The following is a 19,043-nucleotide window of genomic DNA, read 5'->3' as shown; positions in this document are numbered from 1 at the left end:
CTTCATGCATAGACGCGTGCGAAATTAAAAATACCTAGATTCCATTAGGAGCCGGGCATGCTAAGAAAAGTAGTCGATCGGGCGAAACAGATCCGACGCAGTGAGGGGTTCAAGCATTCCGTTGCCACACCGCGTCGCATCTCGCTTCATGCCACACAGCGGTTAAACAGGGGAATCTTTGCCATTGAAATTCAGGAGAACTCTGGTTTCTTCTCCGTGATGCAGATGGTCCTGTTTATTCTGATGTATTGCGATGAGAAGTCTCTGACGCCGTGCATCAGCGCACGCGGCGGTCTCTACGGAGACGCAGAGGGAACCATCGACTGGTTCTCTTCCTTCTTCGAGTCCGTGAATGGCGAGGCGGCGGCATCGCTTGCGCACAAGGTGAGAAAGTCGACGGTTCGCGACCTGGTCCAGTTAGGGTTTCGTCAACGCTATGAGACTCAGCTTCAACTCAAGAGCGCCAGCGAACTATTCTTCGCACATTACCGCCCAGCCGCCCATATCGTCGATGAAGTCGATGCGATCTGCGGCAAGCTAGAGATCGGCGCGTCCACACTTGGTGCGCATTTCAGAGGCACGGACAAATCGCTGGAAGCGATCCCTGTTTCATGGAGCGATTTCTGCCGCCAAATAGAAACGACACTTGCTGAAAACCCGCACTTGAGCAACGTTTTCGTTTCAAGCGACGAACAGGCGTTTCTCGACTACTTTGCCGTGTGGCCGTTTTCCAGGCCGGTCAAAGTGGCGCCCGCGAAACTCCTCGCGTACGGCAATACGCCCATTCATTTCAGCGGTTATCCGGGACTCGAAATCGGCCGCGAAGCGCTGGTCTCCAGTCTGCTGTTGTCCCGTTGCGGGTATCTGGTGAAGACGCCGTCATATCTGTCGGCATGGTCCAGAATATTCAATCCGTCGCTGCCGGTGAAACTCGTGTCGCCGCCGCGGCCAGACGCATTCTGGTTTCCGGACAGCCGGCTATGGCTCGAACAGGTGGCGCAGGACAAGGCGGCCTGAATGCGGACGGTGTCGGGTGCGTTGGCCGTATCGCAGTCGTGACACGGGTACGAAGAGTGGCGCGCATATAATAAAAGGCCGCCTGACGGATTTGCCGGAACGATTCGTTCGAATCCGGCAATCCGTCAGATACATCGTGACTGCAAAGAGGCCTTCAGCATGTACATTGCCATGAACCGTTTCAAAGTGACGCCCGGATCCGAAGCTGCTTTCGAACATCTGTGGACCACGCGCGATACGCATCTGAAAGAGGTGCCGGGTTTCGTGGAATTTCATCTTCTGAAGGGTCCGCAGAAGGACGATCACGTTCTCTATTCCAGCCATACGATCTGGAAGGACTACGCGTCCTTCGAGGCGTGGACGCAATCCGAAGCCTTTCGCGCCGCGCATCGCAACGCGGGCGGCGACAATCGCGTGCTCTATCTCGGGCATCCGGAATTCGAAGGCTTCGAAGTCATTCAAACCGTCAAATGAATGCATGACGTTCGCGACGCGCCCCGTGTCATTCACGGGCGTCGTGAAGGGACTCCCCCGTTGATAATGCGCTTTCAGCGAGCGTTTCACCGGCGTCAGCCGGTGCGCGCCTCGACTACGCGCAGAGCAGGCTTACGGTATTCTTTTGCGAGCATTTCGCCGCGACGCGTCGCGCGCCGGCGCAACTCACAGAGGAACGAAAACATGAAAGCCGTCAAAATCGGTTCGCCCGCTACCGTCGCCAATCTCCAGGTCGTCGACATCGCCGATCCCGGTCAGCCCGCGGCGGGCCAGATTCGCGTGCGCATTCAAGCGAACTCCTTGAACTTTCACGACTATGGCGTGGTGAGCGGCAATCTGCCTGCTGAAGCAGGGCGGATTCCGATGGCGGACGGCGCGGGCGTCGTCGAGGCAGTTGGCGCGGGCGTGTCGGAATTCAAAGCGGGCGATCACGTGGTGTCGTGCTTCTTTCCGTTCTGGGAAAACGGGCCGCCTGCCATCGCCGATTTCACGACCACACCCGGCGACGGCGTCGACGGCTATGCCCGCGAGGCCGTCGTGCTGCCGAGCCACTACTTCACGCATGCGCCGCGCGGCTATAGCCACGCCGAGTCGGCAACGTTGACTACAGCCGGGCTGACCGCATGGCGCGCGCTCGTCGTGGACGGCCAGTTGAAGGCCGGCAACACGGTGCTCGTGCTCGGCACCGGCGGCGTGTCGATTTTCGCCTTGCAGATCGCTAAAGCGATGGGCGCTTCGGTGATCGCGACGTCTTCATCGGACGCGAAGCTCGAGAGGCTTCGCGAACTCGGAGCCGACCATACGATCAACTATCGCGAGAATCAGGAATGGGGTAAGCAGGTCCGCTCGCTGACCGGTGGCCGCGGTGTCGATCATGTGATCGAAGTCGGCGGGCCGGGCACTTTGCCGCAGTCGATCACCGCGTGCCGGATAGGCGGTCATATCGCGCTGATCGGCGTGTTGACCGGACGCGCAGGGCCGGTGCCGACCGCAGCGCTGATGGCGCGGCAGCAGCGCCTACAAGGCTTGATCGTCGGCAGCCGTCAGGATCAGCGCGACATGATCCGCGCGCTCGAAGTGACCGGCATCAAGCCGGTGATCGACAGCACGTTCGAACTGGAGAAACTCGGCGAGGCGTTTGCGCACGAGGAATCCGGCGCTCACTTCGGGAAGATTTGCGTGGCGGTTTGAGGACCGTTCGCGTGTGCGAGTGAATGCCGACGTGTGCCGGTTTCGCTCGCGTTGTCCATATCGCCGCAAGGGCTACAAACGGTATGCAGGGCATGCAAGCGTGTCAGGCGCGCTTTCCCAAGTCGGCGAAGCTGACGCTGTGCGCTTCGCACGCATTCGTAAAGACCTCGTCGTAGCTCGAGAAAAACACCGTGCGTGTTTGTGCCAGTGTCTTGAACAGATCGACCAGCACGGCGCGTGCGGCGGCGTCGAGTCCGCCGACGGGTTCATCCGCGATCAGCACCTGGGTGTCGCCGAGCACGGCCGACGTCAGGAAAAACTTCTTGCGCGTACCGAACGACATCTGCTCGAAGCGTTTGTCGAAATGCGGCGTGAGACCGAAGCGGTCCGCGAGCGTCAACGCGCCGGCGGTGACAGCGGTGTTTCGCGCCGATGCCACCGTGTTCAGATACTCGCGACCGGTCTGATCCGAACAAGGCATGCAGTCTTCGGGCACGTAGGTGAGCACGGATTGCGCGGCCCGCGGTGCACTGCGCAGCGAATGGCCGCCGAGCCACACCTCGCCGCTATCGGGTTCGATTGTGCCCGCGAGGATGCTGAGCAACGTCGACTTGCCGCTGCCGGATTCGTCGTTCAACGCGACGCATCCTGATGCTGTGTCGTAATGCAGTGCCTCAAAGATGAGGCGTTCGCCGTAGCGTTTGCCGAGGTTTTCGAATCGAAGCATGGTTGGAGCGTGAGTCAGGAGACGACCGGCCGCGTTGAATCGCGCGGCAGATGTCTTCTACAGGTTGGCGTCGCGCAAGTGTAGCAGCGTGGGCCGTGGACGCTGTCGCGTCCGAAGCTTCGCTTACCGATCCGCATCCAGCAAAAACGCCACCATCCGGTCGCACACGCGGCCGAACATTTGCGTGCCCGTCACGGTCGGGCATCCACGCGCGCGGGCGGCTTCGATCAACGGCGTAAGCGGCGGCTTCGTCACCACATCGCCGACGAATGTCGTGGCCGGCAAACGCGATACGTCGATGGGCAGCGGGTCGTCCGCGCGCATGCCGAGCGGCGATGCATTGACGACCACGTCATACGCATTGGCATCCACGGAAGCGGCCGCACCGCGCACTTCACCTTGGCCGAGCGCGTTCAACCGGCCGAGCAGCGACGCCGTGCGTTCGGCATCGTTATCGCGCACTTCGAGCGATGCCACGCCGCCTTGCACCAGCGCGTGTCCAATCGCGGAGCCCGCGCCGCCCGCACCGACCAGCAGCGCACGTTTGCCGCGCAGATCGCAACCCGCATCGACGAGCGCCGCCACGAAACCGGTGCCGTCGAACATGCCGCCGTGCCAGATGCCGTCCGCCGTGCGGCGCAACGTGTTGACCGCGCCGAGAAAGCTCGCCTGCTCGGTGAGCGAACCGCAGTACCTGGTGGCGCTGAACTTGTGGGGCACGGTAATGATCACGCCGTCGACATTGCGCATGGGCGTCACGCCCGCAAAAAATGCGGGCAGATCGGCGGGCGCGACGTGAGCGGGCACCACCACCGCATCGCGTCCGGCCGCGCGCAAAGCGGTGGTCACGCCGGACGGCGAGCGGACCTGCGCGATCGGATCACCGACGATGAAAATCACTCGCGTGGCGCCACTGAGGCCTTCATCCAGCGAGGTGGAAAAAGAAGGGGCATCGGATTGCGTCATGTTGTGTGTCTCCAAAGTGTTGCCCGGCTTTCATCATGCCGCGATGCCGGGCGATCTTGCTTGAGTATGTACTGCGCGAGCGGTGGTCCGTGGATCGGTTCCCCCGAGAAAACCGCTTCCTGCTGACATCAGTACGCGCAGCGTCATTCCTCCATGAATGCAGAAATATCTTGCGCTTCGCGTTTGTGGAATGGTATGAGTTCGCCGTATTTCAAGCGCAGTCTGCGCGTGGCGACGGTCGCGGCCGTGGTGCAGCGGTCGAGCCGAAGCGCAAGGGACGGCCGCAAGCCGCCTGAGCCTCTGGCTGCCTTGCTTACTGGCGGCGCGCGTGAGTCTGTGCGAGACCCAAGGCCCGGACCCGTAAAAGTGCAGCGTGATGCCTCGCCGTTAAGTCGAACAGGCAACTCGCGTTTCTTCCATAACCTTCCTGAATACCTCGACATGCGTCGACAGTCACTCATGCACACTGCTGCCGGCAAAGCGGTCCCGCTGTCCCGCGCCGAACTCAGGCGTATCGTCGCCGCCATCGTAATCGGCAATGGTTTCGTCGCTTACGACTTCACTGTCTACAGCTTCTCGGCCGTCGTGATCGGCAATCTGTTCTTTCCGTCGCACAATCCGGCGTCGTCGCTATTGCTGTCGCTCGCCACCTTCGGCGCGGGTTTCGTGATGCGCCCGCTCGGCGCGCTCATGATCGGCCACATTGCCGACAGCCGCGGCCGTAAAACCGGGCTCACCGTATCGCTCGCCTTGATGACGCTCGGCACGTGGCTGATCGCCTGCCTGCCGGGCTATGCGTCGATCGGCCCGGCGGCGACGGTGCTGATGGTGCTCGCGCGCCTGATGCAAGGGCTCGCGGCGGGCGGCGAGATCGGCCCGGCGTCGGCCTCGCTGATGGAATCGGCCGGCTACCGGCACCGCTGTTTCATGGTGAGCTGGCGCGGCGCCAGTCAGGGCGCGGCCGCTTTCGCCGCCGCGCTGGTGGGGGCGGGCACCACGGCGCTTCTGTCGCCCGCCGCCATGCACGAATGGGGCTGGCGGATTCCGTTCGTGCTGGGCGGCCTGATCGGCCCGGTCGGCTGGTATCTGCGCCGCCGCATGCCGGCGGCCGCGCCGCGGGAGCGCACCCGGCTCAGTCCGCGGCGGCTGTTCGCGGAGCATACGCGTCCGCTCGTCTGCGGCATTCTGATGATGGCCGCGCCTTCGGTGAGCATCTATATCACCGTGTTCTACATGCCGGCCTATCTGGTGCGTACCTTGCACCGGCCGCCTACCATCAGTCTGTTGACGGCGTGCCTTTCGGGCGTCGTGATTCTGCTCGTGACGCCGCTGATCGCGCGCGCGGCCGACCGGCTCGCGAGCCGCAAGACGCTGCAGTACGCATCGCTTCTCGCCTCGCTGGCGGCGGCATGGCCCGCGTTCTGGGCGCTGACACACGGTGCGGGCGATCTCGCGGTGCTCGTCATCATCACGGCTTACGTGGCGCTCGCGGTGAACAATGCCGGCGCCGCCTCGGTGCTGATGATGGAAGCATTCCCAGCACACCGGCGCGCGGCCGGACTATCGGTGATCTACAGTTTTGGCGTGGTGCTGTTCGGCGGATTTTCGCCGTTTCTGGTGACGTGGCTCATCAACCGAACAGGCGATCCGATGATCCCGGCCTGGTATCTGATGGGCGCCGCCGCACTAACGCTGGTCGCGCTGAAGGCGTTCCCGGAAGCGTTCCCGGAGGCGGAGCCCGAGCCGGACGCGTGCGCTGCAAGCGCGTCGCAATCGCCTGCCTGACGCGCTAGGCCGCGCCGCGCAACTGCTGCAGGACGAAGGCATGGGCGCGCATGTCCTGCGGGCTCATGCCGAAGGCGCGGCGAAACGCGCGCGTGAAGTCCGACGCGCTCTGAAAGCCGAGTCCAAAAGCAATTTCCGCGACCTGCAGATGCGGATAACGGACTAGTTCGTCCGCGGCCTCGCGCAGACGGCGATTGCGGATATAGGCGCCGAGACCGCCTTCGTGCTCGAACCAGCGATAGATCGTCGCCCGTTTAAGTTGCAGCGCCTGAACCACGCTGGTCGGCGTGAGGTCGCCCTGGTGCAGATTGGCCTCGATATAGCGGCGTACCCGGCCCATCACCGCGGCCTGCAGCGCGGCGCGGCCGGCGCCGCTCAGGCGCGCCTCCTTGCGAAACGCGGCCATCAGCAATTGCGTGCCCGCCTGCAAAGCATGGATGGCGCTGGCCGGATCGAGCCGCGCAATGTCGCGGGCGAGCGCCGTCATGTGATCCAGCACGACGCCGGTTAACGGCGAGCCTTGCGGGACGATGCGGCCGTGAATCGACGCGCCGTCGCGCAATGCCTCATCCACCACCGCGGCCGGTACGAACAGGCTCAGAAGGCGGCAGTCCGGGCGTTCGGCGCGAAACGGCTGGTTCAGATCGAACGCGACAATGCCTGCCACCGAGCCCGGCGCGCTGCGCTTTTTGTGCATGCCGGTGACGTGACCAATTTCCCCTTCCACGAAGAGCTGAAACACGTAGTCGCGCCGCGAATCGGTGGATACGCGGGCTACCGAGCGCTCCAGCAGCATGGAATCGGTGCGGCAGTCGGTAAAAACCATGCCGCCGACCGCGTATAAATCGATTTCGCCGCGAAACCCCCCGGCAATCTGCGCTTTCGACGGCGGCGCGTCGACCACATGCCCCACGCGACGGCGCCAGGCGAGGAATTGTTCGTCGGGCGCCAGTCCGTGCGTGCTGAAACGGCTCGTCGACGTGGCGGAGCGCGAATTGGCCGCGGCGGCCGCGGCCACATGGTGCGGCGAAGTTCGCTGGTTCATTAATCGGTTGCTGCAAGCGGGAAATGTGTTTCGGCAGGCTGCGGCGCGCATGCGGGTATTTCACGCGCCGCCGTCCGAATGTGAGACGGACGGTCAAGCCTAACAAAAAACTTGCATTAATGTTGCGTGATCAGATGCAGATCGTTTTCGCTGACGGCGTGGCAGGGAGTCGGCCGCCGCCCGAATGGGAATCGAAACTGCGCGCAGATATAGCGCCGAGCCGAGGAGAACCAGATCGATGCAGGCCGGCATCGCTAACAAAAGCTAATAAAAGCTAATAAAAACAGCAGAACCTGAGAGAGCAAGTGGCGACGATGCGAACGGGCCCGAAGAGGCCCGTCGCATCTCCCCAGCACGTGACTGTCAATGCACACCTGCGGCGCGGACCAGCGCCGCTGCGTCCGCCGCCTCGTTCATGAGCCGGTCGATAACTTCCGCCGCCGACGCGCACCGCTCGACCAGCGCCGACGATTCCCCCGCGAACAAGGCCATTTTTTCCAGATCGCCCACCGTGTCGCGTAGCGGGGAGATCGTGCTGAATTTGTAAATCGGCCCCTGGTCGTCGTGTGCGATTTCTTCGCGCGGCAACACATGCGGTTGATTGCCGAACAGATGATCGCCGGCCTCGCGCGTCACGCTATTGGCCAGCACGCGCACCGGCGAGCCGGGCGGCCAGTTGATCGCGTAGATGTCGGTATGCACGGTGTCGCCCGCTCGGGCGTCGACGATCCGTTGCTTGTGATAGCCGTGCGCGAAAGATTCATGCGTGGCGACGAATAGCGTGCCGCAGTGAATGCCCGCCGCGCCGAGCGCGAGCGCGGCAATCAGGCCGCCACCGGTCGCGAAGCCGCCGGAGGCCACCACCGGCACGCGCAAACGCTGCGTGAGTTCCGGCAGCAGCGCCATGATGCCGATGCGTCCGCGCACGTGGCCGCCGGCTTCCACGCCTTGCGCGATGATTGCGTCCACGCCGGCCTGCTGCGCGGCGAGCGCTTCGTCGAGCGAGCCGACCTGCCAGAGGACGAGCGCGCCGGCATCTTTAGCCCGTTTCACCACGTCAGGCATGACGTCCCAGAAGAAGCACATGGCCGGCACCTGCGCCGCGCGGCACACGTCGAGTTGCGCATCGAGCAGCGCGGGCTCCGTCCGGAAAGGAATGAGGTTGACGCCGAACGGCCGGTTCGTCGTCGCGCGCACGGCGGCGATTTCGCACTCGATCACTTCCGGCGCTTCTCCAACCATGCCGAGCAGACCAAAGCCGCCGGCTTCAGAAACGGCCACCGCTAACTCTGCGCGCGCCGGGCCGCCCATACCAGCGGAAATGACGGGATGCCGACAACCGAGCAAACGGGTCAGCGCTGTATCGAATACCGGCGTGTTGTCGTGCATGGCAGTCCTCCCGTCGTGTGGCGCCGCGGTGATGCACAGGATTGTGCAGCTCGCCGCGGCGAACCTGCATCCACGGCGGTCTTTTTAGAGTAGATGCAGATGAACGCGGCGGCAGCGAGCATTTTTCGTCGGAGGATAAGCGAGCATGACGAGACTATATTCAGTAATTCTGACCGCTTTTAAATAGGGAGCGGTTAATAGTAGATATGCGGAATACGCAATGAATTTAGCGCTGATAAACTGTGCGCCGGAGCAGTCTCATAGCGCGCTGCACACGGTGCTCGCTCCCCAAAATCTGGCGGCGCGAAAACGCCGGATAGACGGTAGAACTAGGCCTTTTCTGCGATTTGGAAGAAGCGGCGGCACGGCATACTGGCCGTAGGCACGTCGTTAAAAAGGGACGTATGGTTGGCTGTCCTGTCTTCCGGTTATGCATGGTGTCGCGTCGGTCGATTCCCCTCCGCCAACCTCTGCCCATCTGAACTTTGACAAGTATCGGGGCTCGCTTTGAGCCCGTTTTTGGAAGTGACTCATGAAGCCGCGAAACAATTCGCTTGGTAAAAGACGCACGCGCAAGATCGCCATCCCGGTGGCGGCGGCGCTTATCGCAGTGCTGCTCGCCTTCGGCGTGTGGCATTACCAGCAGCGAGCGGCACAGGTCGCGCCTGCGTTGACCGGCGTCGCGAGCCAGATGCGCCACGATTCCTCGGCATGGACGCACGAAGAGAAAGACGCCTCGCAAATGCTGCGCGATATTCACGACGCCAAGGTTGCCGCGATCGGCGTGAGTCCCAACGCAATTCTGATCTCGAAGCGCGACGGCACGAAATACTTCGTCACCGACCACAACGCGACGTTCTCGCATGCGCTGCTGCTCGGTGAGCCGAAGGCCGACGAAGCCGCCGCCTATCAACTCGTCTGGCTTCCCGATGCGGATATTCAAACCGGCGGCGCGCGCTGGGTGCAGGCGTTCGATCAGGTGCGCGACGCCATCAGCGTCCTGCTGCCGTTACTGCTGGTCGGCGGCATGGTGTGGTTCATGCGCCGCGAAATGCGCGGCGGCGCGACGCTGCTCGCGCGGGCGCCCGCACTGCGTTTCGACGATGTGATCGGCGCGGGCGAGGCGAAGGCGGCGCTCGCGGACATTCGCGGCTATCTCTCCGACCCGAAGCAGTTCACGTCGATGGGCGTGCGCGCGCCGTGCGGCATTCTGATGGTGGGCGGCCCCGGCGTCGGCAAGACGCGGCTTGCGCAGGCGCTAGCCGGCGAGTGCGGCGCGAACTTCATCTCGATCACGGGCAGCTATTTCAGCGCGAAGTACTACGGCGTCGGCATCCAGAAGGTCAAGCATCTGTTCGAACTGGCGCGCAAGAATGCGCCCACGGTGATCTTCATCGACGAAGCCGACGGGCTCGCCAAGCGCACGGATACGGGCAGCGGTCCGGTCGAAGCCGAGAGCAACCGCATCATCAATCAACTGCTGGCCGAAATGGATGGCTTCGCTTCGAACGAAGGCGTGATTATCGTCGCGGCGACCAATCACCCCGACAATCTGGATGAGGCATTGCGCCGGCCGGGCCGCTTCGATCGCACCGTGCAGGTCCGTTTGCCCGACCGCGAAGACCGCGCGAAGATTTTCCGTTTCTACGCGGAGAAGCTGAAGTCGAAAGCCGCCGACATCGATTACGACCAACTGGCGCGCCTCACCACGGGCCTGTCGCCGGCAACGGTCGCGATGGTGGTGAATCAGGCGGGGCTCGTCGCGCGTAAGGCGGGCGACACCGAAATCACCTCGAAGCATTTCATGGAAGCGATCAAGATCGCGCGCATCGGCGACGTGAGCGGCGCCGAGCGCGCGCTGAGCGAAGACGAACGCACCCGTATCGCCGTGCACGAAGCGGGGCATGGCCTCGTCGCCGCGTTGCTGGGCACGGGCGTGCTGGAAGAGGTCACGATTTTGCCGCGCGGCGGTGCGCTCGGCGTCGCGCTGATCACGAAAGCGCAAGACAAGCACCTGTATCGCGAGACCGAGATCCGCAACGAAATTCAGGTGTTGCTCGGCGGCCGCAACGCGGAAATTCTGACGTTCTCCGAAGCATCGAGCGGCGCCGCTTCGGATTTGCAGGAAGCGTCGCGCATCAGCCTCGACATGGTGTCGAAATTCGGTTTCAACAGCGACGGCGATCTGTTCAGCCTGGCGGCGCTGCCCTCGCAGTACGCGGGTCTGCAAATGAAGAGCGCCATCGAGCATGCGAATGTGCTGCTCAAGGAATTGAATGAACTGTGCTACGGCTTGCTGCATGTGTACGAGCCGGTGCTGCGCGCGATTGCGGACGAATTGCTAGAGCAGGAGACCGTGCCTGGAGAAACCGTGTATCGGCTGATCAGGGAACACAAGAGCGCATTGAAAATCGTTCACGAGCCGGAAGCGGCTTGAACGAATGATCGACTGATTGCCTCGATCACAATCAATGGGCGGCGCCAGTTAATGGCGCCGCTTTTTTATTCGCTGGCAGTAGCTACGCGAAATCCGATGGTCCGGGCTCCGGAACGCCCGGAGGCGTGTCGGTGTCGCCGAGTGCCTCGCCATCGGCTTCGTCAGCGGGCGGCGGCGTCTCGCCTTTTTTCGGCAGCGGCTGATCGAGACCCGGTTCGACTGGCGTGGGGATTGCGTCGCCGATCGGCTTGGAAACCTCGGTGGGCGGCCTGCCGGGGTCTTCCTCGGGCTGGCGCGCGGGCTCGTGCTCTTGCTCGTTCGGGGAATTGGCCATGGTTGCCACGACGGGCTCTCCGGTTGATTGGGGTACACCGTTGTGCAGCAATGCGCGTACCACGGCCCATTTCGAACGCGCGCTGACGGTGCAAACCTACAGGGCGCCGGATTTCCGGATCATCTGCATGGCGGCGACCACCACGAACACCAGTACCAGAACCAGAATCCGGAGCGCGGAGGCCGGCAAGCCACTGCGCAAGGGCCGCACCAGCAGCATGCTCGCAATCACCGGCACGCTTGCGCAGGTAGAGATCGCTAGGTCAGTGCCCGCGTGCCACGCAAGATCCGAAGCTGCCGGCTAACCGAGGCCGCACGATGCCGTGCCCCCAACTGCGCCGCTTGCAAGTGAGCGTAGGTCGCGTTTGGATCAGGCTGCGTCGGATGCGGTGCTGTCGTTCCTCGACGAATGCTCTGTCCGCTCACGACGCGAAGGCGACGTCGCCGACGCAGGCCGCGTCTTCAAACGAAGGATCGGCGCTTCGATCACCCGCCATGACAGCATCGCCATCGCGAGCGAAATCACAAACGACCCGGCGATGCCCACGACGTGCGCCCACACGGGCACCGTGCCGCCAAAGATCGCCGCGGCGTGATGGTTGCGCGTCAGGTCCGGGATCAGATTGTGATAGAGGTAAAAGCCATAGCTGATTCGCCCGAAGCTCACCAGCCGGCCCGTTTCAAGCAGGCCGATCACGAAGGCGTTGCGGCAGCAGGCAATCGAGCACACCAGCGCCGCGATGCACATACCGTACAAAGCACTGACCACGGTGAACAGCAGCGGACTGTCCACCTCGCTCCATCTCGGTTCGGTCGCGCAGAAGCCCACCAGCGCTAGACTCAGCGCGAAGAGTGTCACGCCGTGCCCGAGCCAGCCTCGCAAGCGGCTCGCTTGCCCGGCGATCATCAAGCCGCCAATGCCACCCAACGCCAGCAACCAGAAGTTCGTCAGCGGATGCGTGTAAATGGTGATTTCCGGCCAATGCGCCGCGCGCATGGCGAGCAGCGAACCTAGCCCGGCCACGACGATCGCGACACACACCGCGCGATGGCGGCGCGTGGCAAGCAGCAGCAGGAGCGGCGCGAACACGAGATAAAACTGCTCTTCGATTGCGAGGCTCCACAAATGCGAGTAGCGCCCCGGCCAATAGTGCAGCACCGAGCCGATCCAGATATTCGACAGATAGGCGAAATGAAACGGCATGCCGCTCGCCAGTTCGGGACTTGCCATGCCGAACGCCATCAGTACGCACATCACCACCAGCATCAGGTAGTAGATCGGAAAAATGCGCAGGGTCCGGCGAAACAGAAAGCGCTTCAATTCGGCGCCGAATCGGCTCGCGCCGCTTTCAATGCGTGCGCGTTGCGCAGCAAGAATGCCGATGATCAGAAAACCGCTCAGCGCAAAAAAGATCCATACGCCGAGATGGCCGATCTCGCCGATGTCGCCGAACAGGCGGTGCTGAAAAAATACCATCAGGACTGCGATCGCACGCAATCCGTCGAAGCCGGCAATTCTGTTGTTCATGTGGTCGTCTTCCATTGCGAAGGCGGCGCGCGCGGCGCAGCCGTTCTGGGCGGTAGTGGAAGGACCGGCGCGCATCGGTGACGCTCAGGTCGGCCGTGGCGAGTGGAAGGCGTCGCAATGACGCTCGGCGAGCCGGCCGATCGCGGATCGGCCGCCCGCGTGTCCGGTCCACATGAGTGGCCGCCGTCGAACGGTGGCATCGCGCGAATCGCGCGAGGCCCGACGGGCGTGCATGAAACCATCCTACGATGAAAAAAAGCGAAAAAAATCGCGCATCGCATTCAGCGATTTATTTTCCGCGCCGATTACCGATCTCCCGCGCGACGCTGAATTAAAGCCGCAAATCTTGCCGCAAATTGAAGACGCGATGACTCAGTATTACCGCATGCCGACAACCGAATTTCAAATCGCCGCCACGTGATCCGAAATTAGAGGCGGGTTGTCAGCGCGCGGCGCTCATCCGCGCAGCCTCGCTGGGAACGTTTTATTGTCATGATGTTTCTACGAAAAACGACGCGCGGCATGCGTGCGTCCCTCCTGCGAGAACCTGAATGGAAACCCGTCGTGGCCGCCCCGGTGGAAGTCCTCCTGGAGGGCGCTCGATCGAAGTGGACTTCTTCCGCGGCGTCGTGCTGATCGTCATCGTGCTGGACCACATTCCCGGCAGCACGCTGTCGCATCTGATGCTGCATGCCTACGCGTTGTGCGATTCAGCGGAAGTGTTCGTGTTTCTCGGCGGCTATGCATCGGCGGCGGCATACACGGCGGTGCTCGCGGGCCGCGGCGAGAACGCGGCGAAGATGCGCTTCATGCGGCGCTGCTGGGAAATCTACCGTGCCTATCTGTTGACGGCGGTCTTGACGCTGCTGTCCGGCGCCGTTCTCGCAACGCTGAATCTGAACCGTCCCATGGTGGACCTCACCGGCTGGCCGCCTTTTGCGGTTCAGCCGCTGCGCGACGCTTTCGATATCATGCTGCTGCGGCGCCAGCCTTATCTGTCGAGTGTATTGCCCATGTACGTGGTTTTCGCGCTCAGCGTGCCGTTCGCGGTGCCGCTGGCGCGGCGTTCGCCGCTCATGGCGGTAAACCTGAGCTTGCTGATCTGGGCGCTGGCCCGGCCGTTGGCCGCATTATTCAGCATTGACGATGTGGCCGACTGGGCTTTTAATCCGTTTGCATGGCAACTGATGTTCGTGCTCGGGATTCTCTGCCGGGTGCAACCCATCAGCGAGTGCTTTCACGCAACCCGTACCGCGCGCTGGTTCACGCGAGTCGCGGTGGTCGCGGTGCTGGCGTTCGCTATCGTCAAACTCTTCGTGCTGACGCAGCCTTTGCCCGGCGCGTTTAAACAGAATCTGTCTCCTGACCGCGTGATCAACTTCATCGTCATTGCCTGGCTCGCCGCACAGCTCGTGCGTCTGGGCAGCATCGCGTGGCTCGCGCGGCGGCTGCCCGCCGTGGTGACCGTCGGCCGCACGGGGCTCGTGTGTTTCGTTGCGGGCACACTCGTTTCGCTGATCGTCGATACGGCGACGCCGCATATGTTTCATGGCTTTCGCGGCGTGCTGATCGGTCTGGGCGGCGATCTCGTCGCTATCGGCGCCGTGCTGATGATCGCGCGCGGCTGGAACGGCTGGAAAGGGCAGAAGTCGGCTGCGGTCGCCAATGGCGCGGGTTACGGATGAGGTCGCGGCGGCGCTGTGCGCGTGTCGCGCGAGATTCGCGTGCGGTCATCCGCATTGTCGGCGCGATGTTGTGGCTTGCCGCTCACCCGGCGCTCGCCGCGCTCGCGGAAGCGCCGCTCGCCATGCGCTGTGCGGAATTGGCGGGCGCCGTCCTGCAACCCGAACTGATTGCGTTGCCCACTGCCGGCGTGCAGATCGAAAGCGCGGCGATGGTGAGCGCGACCGCACCCGGCAATCAGCAAGGCGGCGAGTATTGCCGTATCACCGGCCGCATAAAAGGGTTCAGCGCCACGACGCCGGATATCCGTTTCGACCTGAATTTGCCGCGCCGCTGGAACGGCCGCGCGTTGCAGATCGGTGGCGGCGGTTATAACGGCGTGGTGGTGAGCGGCACCGGCGTGATGCCGTTTTCGCCGAACCGCGCGCCGCTCGCGCAAGGCTATGCAACTTTCGGCGACGACTCGGGGCATGTCGGCGATTCGTCGGTGGCGGTGTTCGGCCTCGTCGACGACGCGGTCACCAACTTCGGCTTTGCGCATCTGAAGAAAACCCACGATGCCGCGCTTGCGCTGATTGTCCGCGCATACGGCCGGCCGCCGCAACGCATGTATTTCGCCGGCGGTTCGACCGGCGGCCGCGAAGGCTACACCGTGATGCAGCGCTATCCCGACGATTACGACGGCGTGATCGCGAATTCGCCCGCGCTCAATTTCACTGGCGTGCGTCTGCTGGGCGTGAAACTCGGCCAGGCGGAATACAGCACGCCCGGCGGCTTCATTCCACCGATGCTGCTCGAACACGCCTATCAACGCACGCTCGCCGCGTGCGACCGGCTCGACGGCGCGGCGGACGGCATTGTCAGCGACGTCGCCGCATGCCGTGAGCGCGAGGCGGAGATCATCGATTCGTTGCGCTGCAGCGGACGCACGCCTTCGCACGATGAATGCCTCACCAACACGCAGCTTGCCACCTTGCTCGTGATGCGCGACGGGCTCTCGTTGCCCTACCGTTTGGCGTGGGATGTCGACGGCTATAGCGGCTACAACATTTTTCAGGGCACGCATCTGACCGGCCTGCTCGGCCTCGCGCATCAGCCGGAGCGCTTGCCGGTGCCGACGTTTTTTGCCAACGGCTACCTGTTCGCGCAAGGCGACGGCTATATCCGCTACTTCGTCGCGCGGGACGCCGGCTTCGACTCGCTCAGGTTCGACCCGCAACACCCCGGCAAATATCGCGCACAACTGGTCGCACTGTCGCAGACCATCGGCGCGATGAACCCCGACCTCACGCGCTATATTGCGCGCGGCGGCAAGCTCATCACGCTGCAAGGCCTCGCCGACGAAGTTATCAGCCCGAACCAGACCATCGCTTACTACGACAGGCTGGTGGCCCGGTTCGGCATCGACCAGGTCAATAGTTTCATGCGCTTGTACATGGTGCCGGGATTCCAGCACGGCAGCGGAGTGTTCATTCCATCGGTCGATCTGCTGGGCGCGCTCGACAACTGGGTGACGCGCGGGGCATCGCCCGAGACGCTGACGGCAACCGATATCGCGGCGGCGACCAATGGGCGCTCGCGTCCGCTGTGCCGCTATCCGCTGTTTCCGCGCTATGTCGGCAGAGGCAATGTGAATTCCGCCAACAGTTTCGTTTGCGCGGAGCCGTGAGCGGCAGTTATTGAAAAAATGCCTCGCAAGGGGAATGACTCGCGTGCGTGATCCGAGCCCCCGGTGGATGAACGCGTGATCGGCGCTTCAAAAAAGAGGGCGGCGACGCTTTACGTCAGCGCCGCCGCCCCGTTCGAAACTGAACCGGTCAAGCCAACGACAGCCTGTTTTACTGGCCGTTCTGCGTCGTGCCGCCGGCACCGTTGTTCATGCCATTACCGGTTCCGTTGCTCATGCCTTTGTTCGTGCCTTTGTTCATGCCATTGCTCATGCCGTTGTTCGGCCGGTTCATCGACGGGCTATTGGGTGTCGCCCCAGTGCCGGTGCCCGTGCCGCCACCGGTGCCGGTCACACCCGGCGAGCCGTAGCCGGACTCGCTCGGGCTTTTCATCGACCCGGCGCCCGTGCCCGGTGTGGCAGTCCCACCCGCGCCGCCGGTCGTGCCGCCGCCCGCACCCACGCCGGTGCCGCCACCACCCGCACCGCCGCCGGCCCCTCCCGCGCCGCCGCCTGCCTGCGCATAAGCGCCGCCAGACAATGCCATCACGAGTGCCGAAGCGAAAATCGTCCTGGTAATGCGTTTCATGGTTCACCTCCATAGAGTCGGTCTAATGTCACGCAAGCGCCTGTCACTTGCATGCATGGACTGCCGCAAGCGGTGTGCCTCGCTCGAGCGCGTTTCGCTCGGACAGGCGCCGCGGCGGCACTGCCTGCAATCGAGCAGGAGGCGTATCGAGCAGGAGGCGTTCCTGGCGTCGCGCGACTAAACCGCTTTGGAAACCGAACTATTTTGCACTGCAGCGAAGCCGGTCAACTTGCGCCTTTTGCCGTGCCGGCGCGGCGCGCTTCCATCCCTGCCTCGACCCCGCGCGTTGCCGGCGCACTGCCGCGATGCGCTGCACGCTTTCCCACTTTCCTTTACATTGCGGGTGCGATGGTGCTTTAGCATCGCTCCCTCTAATCAAACAACGGTGTCTGCCATCGTCGATTCCATGCAGCCAATCGTCTCAGTCACGAACCTGTCGAAAACCTATGCCACCGGTTTTCATGCACTTAAAAACATCAATCTGGCGATCAACCGCGGGGAAATCTTCGCTTTGCTCGGGCCGAACGGGGCGGGAAAAACGACCCTTATCAGCATCATTTGCGGCATTGTCAACGCCAGCGCCGGCAGCGTGACGGTGGACGGCCGCGACATCGCAACCGACTATCGCGGTGCGCGCTCGCTGATCGGCCTCGTGCCGCAGGAGTTGACCACCGACTCCTTCGAAACCGTCTGGGCGACCGTCTCGTTCAGCCGCGGGCTGTTCGGCAAGCCGAAAAATCCGGCCTACGTCGAAAAGGTGTTGCGCGACCTCTCGCTATGGGAAAAGCGCAATAGCAAGATCATCACGCTCTCGGGCGGCATGAAACGGCGCGTGCTGATCGCCAAGGCGCTCTCGCACGAACCGCGCGTGCTGTTCCTCGACGAGCCGACCGCCGGCGTGGACGTGGAACTGCGTCGCGACATGTGGAAGCTGGTGCGCTCGCTCGCCGAGAGCGGCGTGACGATCATCCTCACCACGCACTATATCGACGAGGCCGAGGAAATGGCTGATCGCATCGGCGTGATCAGCGCGGGCGAAATCATGCTGGTCGAAGAGAAAACGGAGTTGATGCGCAAGCTCGGCACGAAGCAGTTGACGCTGCAACTGGAAAGCCCGCTCGAGCAAGTGCCGGCCTCGCTCGCGGGCTACGGGCTCGACGTCGCGAAGGGCGGCAACGAACTGATTTACACCTACGAAGGCGAGGGCGGGCGCACCGACATCATCGCGCTGCTTAAGGCGCTCGACGACGCCGGCATCCGCTTCAAGGACCTGCACACGACCCAAAGTTCGCTCGAAGACATCTTCGTCAGTCTGCTCCGAGGTAATCAATGAATATCTACGCGATTCGCGCCATCTACAAGTTCGAGATGGCGCGCACCTGGCGCACGCTGATGCAGAGCATCATCGCGCCGGTGATTTCGACTTCGCTGTACTTCGTCGTGTTCGGCGCGGCGATCGGTTCGCGCATCAAGGAAGTGGACGGCATCAGTTACGGCGCCTTCATCGTGCCGGGCTTGATCATGCTGTCGCTGCTGTCGCAAAGCATTTCGAACGCTTCGTTTGGGATTTACTTTCCGCGCTTTACCGGCACGATCTATGAGTTGCTGTCGGCACCCGTATCGTATCTGGAGATCGTCGTGAGTTATGTGGGCGCGGCGGCCACCAAATCGATTCTGCTCGGTCTGATCATTCTCGCCACCGCGGGCTTGTTCGTGCCGCTGCAAGTGCAGCATCCTTTCTGGATGATCCTGTTTCTCGTGCTCACGGCGGTGACGTTCAGTTTGCTCGGTTTCATTATCGGCATCTGGGCGGATAGTTTCGAGAAGCTGCAACTCGTGCCGCTTCTGATCATCACGCCGCTAACTTTTCTCGGCGGCAGTTTCTATGCGGTCAATATGCTGCCGCCGTTCTGGAAGGTCGTGACGCTGTTCAATCCGATCGTCTATCTGGTCAGCGGATTTCGCTGGAGCTTCTATGGTCTCGCCGATGTGAATGTCGAGGTGAGTCTCGGCATGACCGCACTGTTTCTGGCCGTGTTTTTGTTGATCGTCGCGTGGATCTTCAAGACGGGTTATCGGCTCAAGACCTGAGGGCATGAGCGCGCGCACGCACGCGTCAGCCCGGCGAGCCCGGTGCGATCGCAACCGGCTTTCGAGTGACCGGCACGCGTTAGCGTGCCGGCCCTGAGCTT

General features: G+C 62.8%; 19 protein-coding genes. 11 read left to right on the top strand and 8 right to left on the bottom strand.

Annotated elements, in window-relative coordinates; all coding sequences use genetic code 11:
• The first annotated feature begins 57 nt into the window (after window positions 1–57).
• The 3 genes from B0G81_RS15150 (at window position 58) to B0G81_RS15140 (ending at window position 2,703) form a co-directional block, all read left to right on the top strand.
• Window positions 58–1,017, top strand: a complete 960-nt coding sequence (locus B0G81_RS15150) for a hypothetical protein (RefSeq protein ID WP_134136926.1) — start codon at window positions 58–60, stop codon at window positions 1,015–1,017.
• 159 nt (window positions 1,018–1,176) lie between these two features.
• Window positions 1,177–1,491 (top strand): antibiotic biosynthesis monooxygenase, encoded by a 315-nt coding sequence (locus B0G81_RS15145; protein ID WP_116147733.1) that lies wholly within the window; start codon window positions 1,177–1,179, stop codon window positions 1,489–1,491.
• 204 nt (window positions 1,492–1,695) lie between these two features.
• A complete protein-coding gene (locus B0G81_RS15140) occupies window positions 1,696–2,703 on the top strand; it encodes an NAD(P)-dependent alcohol dehydrogenase (RefSeq protein ID WP_134136924.1) in 1,008 nt (335 codons plus the stop codon).
• Between the two features lie 103 nt (window positions 2,704–2,806).
• Here the strand turns inward: B0G81_RS15140 and B0G81_RS15135 are convergent, their stop codons facing one another.
• Window positions 2,807–3,430, bottom strand: a complete 624-nt coding sequence (locus B0G81_RS15135) for an ATP-binding cassette domain-containing protein (protein ID WP_134136922.1) — start codon at window positions 3,428–3,430, stop codon at window positions 2,807–2,809.
• 123 nt (window positions 3,431–3,553) lie between these two features.
• On the bottom strand, window positions 3,554–4,396 hold the full coding sequence (locus tag B0G81_RS15130) for a shikimate dehydrogenase (protein ID WP_134136920.1): 843 nt from the start codon (window positions 4,394–4,396) through the stop codon (window positions 3,554–3,556).
• Window positions 4,397–4,855: 459 nt separating this feature from the next.
• Here B0G81_RS15130 and B0G81_RS15125 point away from each other — a divergent pair, with 459 nt between their 5' ends.
• On the top strand, window positions 4,856–6,181 hold the full coding sequence (locus tag B0G81_RS15125; RefSeq protein ID WP_243856461.1) for an MFS transporter: 1,326 nt from the start codon (window positions 4,856–4,858) through the stop codon (window positions 6,179–6,181).
• A gap of 4 nt (window positions 6,182–6,185) precedes the next feature.
• Here B0G81_RS15125 and B0G81_RS15120 read toward each other — a convergent pair whose 3' ends face one another.
• Both B0G81_RS15120 and B0G81_RS15115 read right to left on the bottom strand, forming a co-directional pair.
• The gene (locus tag B0G81_RS15120; RefSeq protein WP_134136918.1) at window positions 6,186–7,226 is read right to left on the bottom strand and encodes an AraC family transcriptional regulator; all 1,041 of its coding nucleotides are present in this window, start codon (window positions 7,224–7,226) and stop codon (window positions 6,186–6,188) included.
• A 363-nt stretch (window positions 7,227–7,589) separates the two neighbouring features.
• Entirely contained in the window at window positions 7,590–8,615 is a 1,026-nt protein-coding gene (locus B0G81_RS15115; protein WP_134136916.1) for a nitronate monooxygenase, read from the bottom strand.
• Between the two features lie 532 nt (window positions 8,616–9,147).
• Between B0G81_RS15115 and B0G81_RS15110 the strand changes: the two genes are divergently transcribed.
• The gene (locus B0G81_RS15110) at window positions 9,148–11,052 is read left to right on the top strand and encodes an AAA family ATPase (protein WP_134136914.1); all 1,905 of its coding nucleotides are present in this window, start codon (window positions 9,148–9,150) and stop codon (window positions 11,050–11,052) included.
• Window positions 11,053–11,134: 82 nt separating this feature from the next.
• On the opposite strand, the gene B0G81_RS15105 is transcribed toward B0G81_RS15110, so the two are convergent.
• The 3 genes from B0G81_RS15105 to B0G81_RS15095 form a co-directional block, all read right to left on the bottom strand.
• The gene (locus tag B0G81_RS15105; protein ID WP_134136912.1) at window positions 11,135–11,395 is read right to left on the bottom strand and encodes a hypothetical protein; all 261 of its coding nucleotides are present in this window, start codon (window positions 11,393–11,395) and stop codon (window positions 11,135–11,137) included.
• A gap of 87 nt (window positions 11,396–11,482) precedes the next feature.
• Entirely contained in the window at window positions 11,483–11,605 is a 123-nt protein-coding gene (locus B0G81_RS45385; protein WP_279590481.1) for a hypothetical protein, read from the bottom strand.
• A 150-nt stretch (window positions 11,606–11,755) separates the two neighbouring features.
• The gene (locus B0G81_RS15095; RefSeq protein WP_243856459.1) at window positions 11,756–12,913 is read right to left on the bottom strand and encodes an acyltransferase; all 1,158 of its coding nucleotides are present in this window, start codon (window positions 12,911–12,913) and stop codon (window positions 11,756–11,758) included.
• Here B0G81_RS15095 and B0G81_RS45380 point away from each other — a divergent pair.
• From B0G81_RS45380 to B0G81_RS15080, 4 genes are all read left to right on the top strand, one after another.
• Window positions 12,912–13,034 carry a hypothetical protein gene (locus tag B0G81_RS45380; RefSeq protein WP_279590480.1) on the top strand — a complete coding sequence of 41 codons (123 nt, stop codon included), beginning with the start codon at window positions 12,912–12,914 and terminating at the stop codon, window positions 13,032–13,034. The genes B0G81_RS15095 and B0G81_RS45380 overlap by 2 nt on opposite strands.
• 111 nt (window positions 13,035–13,145) lie before the next feature.
• Window positions 13,146–13,334, top strand: coding sequence for a hypothetical protein (locus tag B0G81_RS15090; protein ID WP_134136907.1), 189 nt, complete (start codon window positions 13,146–13,148; stop codon window positions 13,332–13,334).
• Between the two features lie 130 nt (window positions 13,335–13,464).
• Entirely contained in the window at window positions 13,465–14,598 is a 1,134-nt protein-coding gene (locus B0G81_RS15085; RefSeq protein ID WP_134136904.1) for an OpgC domain-containing protein, read from the top strand.
• A complete protein-coding gene (locus B0G81_RS15080) occupies window positions 14,595–16,265 on the top strand; it encodes a tannase/feruloyl esterase family alpha/beta hydrolase (RefSeq protein ID WP_134136902.1) in 1,671 nt (556 codons plus the stop codon). Before B0G81_RS15085 ends, B0G81_RS15080 begins: the two co-directional genes overlap by 4 nt.
• Window positions 16,266–16,434: 169 nt before the next feature.
• On the opposite strand, the gene B0G81_RS43645 is transcribed toward B0G81_RS15080, so the two are convergent.
• A complete protein-coding gene (locus B0G81_RS43645) occupies window positions 16,435–16,851 on the bottom strand; it encodes a hypothetical protein (protein WP_166678998.1) in 417 nt (138 codons plus the stop codon).
• A gap of 406 nt (window positions 16,852–17,257) precedes the next feature.
• Here B0G81_RS43645 and B0G81_RS15065 point away from each other — a divergent pair, with 406 nt between their 5' ends.
• Complete coding sequence (locus B0G81_RS15065) at window positions 17,258–18,184, top strand: ABC transporter ATP-binding protein (protein ID WP_134143118.1); 927 nt, start codon at window positions 17,258–17,260, stop codon at window positions 18,182–18,184.
• A complete protein-coding gene (locus B0G81_RS15060; RefSeq protein WP_106282490.1) occupies window positions 18,181–18,942 on the top strand; it encodes an ABC transporter permease in 762 nt (253 codons plus the stop codon). The genes B0G81_RS15065 and B0G81_RS15060 overlap by 4 nt, the downstream gene beginning before the upstream one ends.
• Window positions 18,943–19,043 lie beyond the last annotated feature (101 nt).

The sequence above is a fragment of the Paraburkholderia sp. BL6665CI2N2 genome (assembly GCF_004366535.1).
GTDB lineage: Bacteria > Pseudomonadota > Gammaproteobacteria > Burkholderiales > Burkholderiaceae > Paraburkholderia.
This window is presented reverse-complemented; position numbering and strand designations above follow the sequence as displayed.